Raw genomic sequence first — 3475 nt, 5'->3', positions numbered from 1 at the left:
GGCACGCCGCCAGCGTTCGTCCTGAGCCAGGATCAAACTCTCAATAAAAAGTTTAATCTTAAATTGCTCATAAAACTTACTAATAAAAGAATTGCTGGTTTAAGTTTGTTTATATATTAATCTGTTCAATTTTCAAAGATCATCTATCGCTTCAAGCGACTTATTTATCTTATCACTTGGAAACTTTCTTGTCAACAACTTTTTTCTTGTTGTTTTTTTCGTTTGTTCCCTTGCGACAGGATTTATTCTATCACAAATTCTACATAACTAATATATATTTATAATCTTAATTTTGAATTATTTCTATATTTCTCTTTTATATATATAATTTTCTCTTTTTTTCTTATATTGATACACTAGGATAAGTTTTTGTTTTATTTTTCATATTTTTCTTCTATTTATGTAAAATAGCATAAAAAAAAGACTATTTTTTCTTAAAATAAATAATCTTTTTCCCTTCAAATTTATAATTTAAATCCTTTTTCTTTTAATTTTTCTAATCTAAACCCAATTTCTCTATTTATTTTTTCTAAAGAAATCTTTAGATATTCATCTCTTTCCATTTCCCCTTCTAAAATTGAATATAAATTAATATCATTTCTATCAAAATATCTGTCAATTAACTCTTCTTCTAATTCTCGGTTCTCTTTTATTTCTCCACTATGTACAATATTCTTCACATCAAACCCATTTTTCTCTAATTCTAAAGCCACTAGTGAAAATCTATGACATTCTATTGGATTTTGCTTTGCTCCTAACAAGCAAATACTATATCCTTTATCAATACCACTCTTTAATCTTTCTATCCCTTCTTTAAAGCCCTCACTTTTTACTACTTTCTTGAAATCTGCATATCCTTCATTTATATAAAACTCTCTTTTTTCTTTTTGTGCTCCAAATTCCTTCCCCATATATACATATGTAATATCATATTTTTTAAGATTCTCCTTTACGACATTCAAATTATACTGAATATTATATTTTGAATATGGTGTTCCTCTTACATCTACAATTGTATCTATATTATATTTTTTAATCATTTCTACCAACTGATCAATTGAATAGTTTGAATGACCTATTGTATATATATCTCTTTTCATTTCTTTTCACCTATCTTTTATTTAAAAGTCTATTATTTTATTTTTACGCTTCTCTATTGCTCTCTATTTTTTCCTAACCTTATCAATGTTTTATACCATTTTATTTTTACTAATCTTAAATATCCCGCTAAAGCTACCACGACAAACAAAATTGCAATTAAGGCGATTATTCCAAAACCACTTCTTCTATAACCCCAGAATGCAATTATTCCAATTAAATACACTTGTATATTTACTACCACCAATACAATTATTGTTGATCCAATCTTTTTCTTGCTTATATTAAAACTTCTTGCAATAGCTTTAAATATATTTTTTTCTTTTTCTTCTATGATTAAATATTCTACTGGTAAAAATATCATATTTATTAATAAAGAAATTACTATCACCAAAACAACGCTGATCAATACAGTATTTTTCACTTGTTCTAAATATATTCTTACATTTCTTATTTCTAAAGTATCTTTCACAATATCCATTCCTGCAATTATTATTGGTGCTAATACTATTAGATTATTAATAATCTTCCATACTAATAAATTAATATATGCTTTTACTCCAATATTACTTTTATGAATACTTGTAGCAATTCCCTCTTTCTCAGATACTAATAAAAATTTATTAAACAATCCATTTACTAAAACACTAATAATAACTGAAAATAATATCCCTAATATAATACTTAATTTTTCTCCTATTGCAACAGCAATAATATTAACTGCAAATAGACAAATTAAAAAAAGACCTATTTTTAGAAAGAACCCTAATTTATCATCTAAAATTAATTTTCTACTTTCACTGAAAACTCTCTTTCTTTCTCTTTTATTTATATTTTCCACTTATTTCACTCCTATATTTCTAAAACTTTAATTCCATTTATTATAACTTCTTTTTATTGAATTTTTATTAATTTAAGCTAAATTCATTTCTGTTTTCATAATGTTTTCTCTTTTTGCCTCTTTGGCTTATATTATTTTTTGTTATTTGACATACAAGAAAAAAACACATACACTATATATGGTTATGAGTGTATGCGTTATTACTTGCTTATAGCATAGTTTAACGTCTTTGCTTAGACAAATAGACTAGTGATAATGTCAGTTATCTTTAGTCTTTTTTATTACAATTCTTTTTATTTTTACAAAAAAATAGAGCCTTAATATTAAAGCTCTGTAATAGTATCCTTGTCTTGATACAATTCTTTTTGTCTATTCATTTCATTACAGAATGTAATTGGATCAGGATTAGGACCTGTTACTGCTAGTATCTTTTCAATCCTTTTAGCTGATTCCTCAGTTTGTTTTCTTAATAGTTCTTTTCCATACTCAGTTAATGCTTCCATTATTATCACCTCAGGTAGATTATAATCCAAGTAGGTTAATGGATGCAAACCATTTGTTGAATGCCAGCCATGGATTAGGTATGTAATCTATATACACACCTTTCTTTCTTGTATTTTATTAACTCCTATTTTTATATTTTTAATTTCGCATATAAATTTCAAAGAAATTTTTTATTATTTAACTTCTACTACAGTTTTTACATAAATAAAAAGGCTTAAATTAAACCTAAGCCTTTTTTTGGTACACCTAGAGGGATTTGAACCCCCGACCTGTGGATTCGAAGTCCATCGCTCTATCCAGCTGAGCTATAGATGCTTATTAACTATTTTATCCACACTTTTGTCTAATATCTTTTTATATTTCAATTTTTCTGTGGATTAATTTCAATTTTTTGTGATTTATTTTATTTTTTTACATTAAATAAGAAATAAAAAAACAACTTATTTCTAAGTTGTTTAAATTTGGAGCGGGTAGTGAGAATCGAACTCACCTTTCCAGCTTGGAAGGCTGGAGTATTACCGATATACGATACCCGCATAAATAATTATGGTGCAGATGAAGGGAGTCGAACCCCCACACCTTCCGGCGCTAGATCCTAAGTCTAGTGCGTCTGCCAATTCCGCCACATCTGCATGTTCATAATTATTGGTGGCTCACCGGGGAATCGAACCCCGGACACCATGATTAAAAGTCATGTGCTCTACCGACTGAGCTAGTGAACCATATTTTTGGCAGGGATAGCAGGATTTGAACCTACGAGTGCCACAGTCAAAGTGTGGTGCCTTACCGCTTGGCGATATCCCTATATAATGGGGTGGACGATGAGACTCGAACTCACGACAACCAGAACCACAATCTGGCGCTCTACCAACTGAACTACGCCCACCACTAAATTGGTGCGTCTTAAGAGATTCGAACTCCTGGCCCACGCCTTAGAAGGGCGTTGCTCTATCCAGCTGAGCTAAAGACGCATATGGAGCGGGTAGTGAGAATCGAACTCACCTTTCCAGCTTGGAAGGCTGGAGTATTACC

Annotated in this window: 3 protein-coding genes and 7 tRNA genes; all 10 read right to left on the bottom strand. The window is 29.5% G+C overall.

Annotated elements, in window-relative coordinates; genetic code table 11:
• Positions 1 to 464: 464 nt before the first annotated feature.
• A complete protein-coding gene (locus ACRC28_RS17630; protein ID WP_438544756.1) occupies positions 465 to 1100 on the bottom strand; it encodes a DUF488 domain-containing protein in 636 nt (211 codons plus the stop codon).
• 53 nt (positions 1101 to 1153) lie between these two features.
• A complete protein-coding gene (locus ACRC28_RS17625) occupies positions 1154 to 1939 on the bottom strand; it encodes a hypothetical protein (protein WP_438544755.1) in 786 nt (261 codons plus the stop codon).
• Positions 1940 to 2262: 323 nt separating this feature from the next.
• Positions 2263 to 2442: a hypothetical protein gene (locus ACRC28_RS17620; protein WP_438544754.1), complete on the bottom strand. Its 180-nt coding sequence runs from the start codon at positions 2440 to 2442 to the stop codon at positions 2263 to 2265.
• Positions 2443 to 2681: 239 nt separating this feature from the next.
• Positions 2682 to 2758: transfer RNA gene (locus ACRC28_RS17615), tRNA-Arg, on the bottom strand.
• A 147-nt stretch (positions 2759 to 2905) separates the two neighbouring features.
• Positions 2906 to 2979 (bottom strand) — tRNA-Gly (locus ACRC28_RS17610).
• A gap of 11 nt (positions 2980 to 2990) precedes the next feature.
• Positions 2991 to 3075: transfer RNA gene (locus ACRC28_RS17605), tRNA-Leu, on the bottom strand.
• A 14-nt stretch (positions 3076 to 3089) separates the two neighbouring features.
• Positions 3090 to 3165, bottom strand: a tRNA-Lys gene (locus ACRC28_RS17600).
• 7 nt (positions 3166 to 3172) lie between these two features.
• Positions 3173 to 3247: transfer RNA gene (locus ACRC28_RS17595), tRNA-Gln, on the bottom strand.
• A gap of 6 nt (positions 3248 to 3253) precedes the next feature.
• A tRNA-His gene (locus tag ACRC28_RS17590) sits at positions 3254 to 3329 on the bottom strand.
• Between the two features lie 8 nt (positions 3330 to 3337).
• Positions 3338 to 3414 (bottom strand) — tRNA-Arg (locus ACRC28_RS17585).
• Positions 3415 to 3475: the final 61 nt, after the last annotated feature.

The organism is Clostridium sp. (assembly GCF_051650885.1).
Taxonomy (GTDB): Bacteria; Bacillota; Clostridia; order Clostridiales; family Clostridiaceae; genus Clostridium.
The sequence above is the reverse complement of the archived record's forward strand: the minus strand, read 5'-3'. Positions and strand labels throughout refer to the sequence as shown.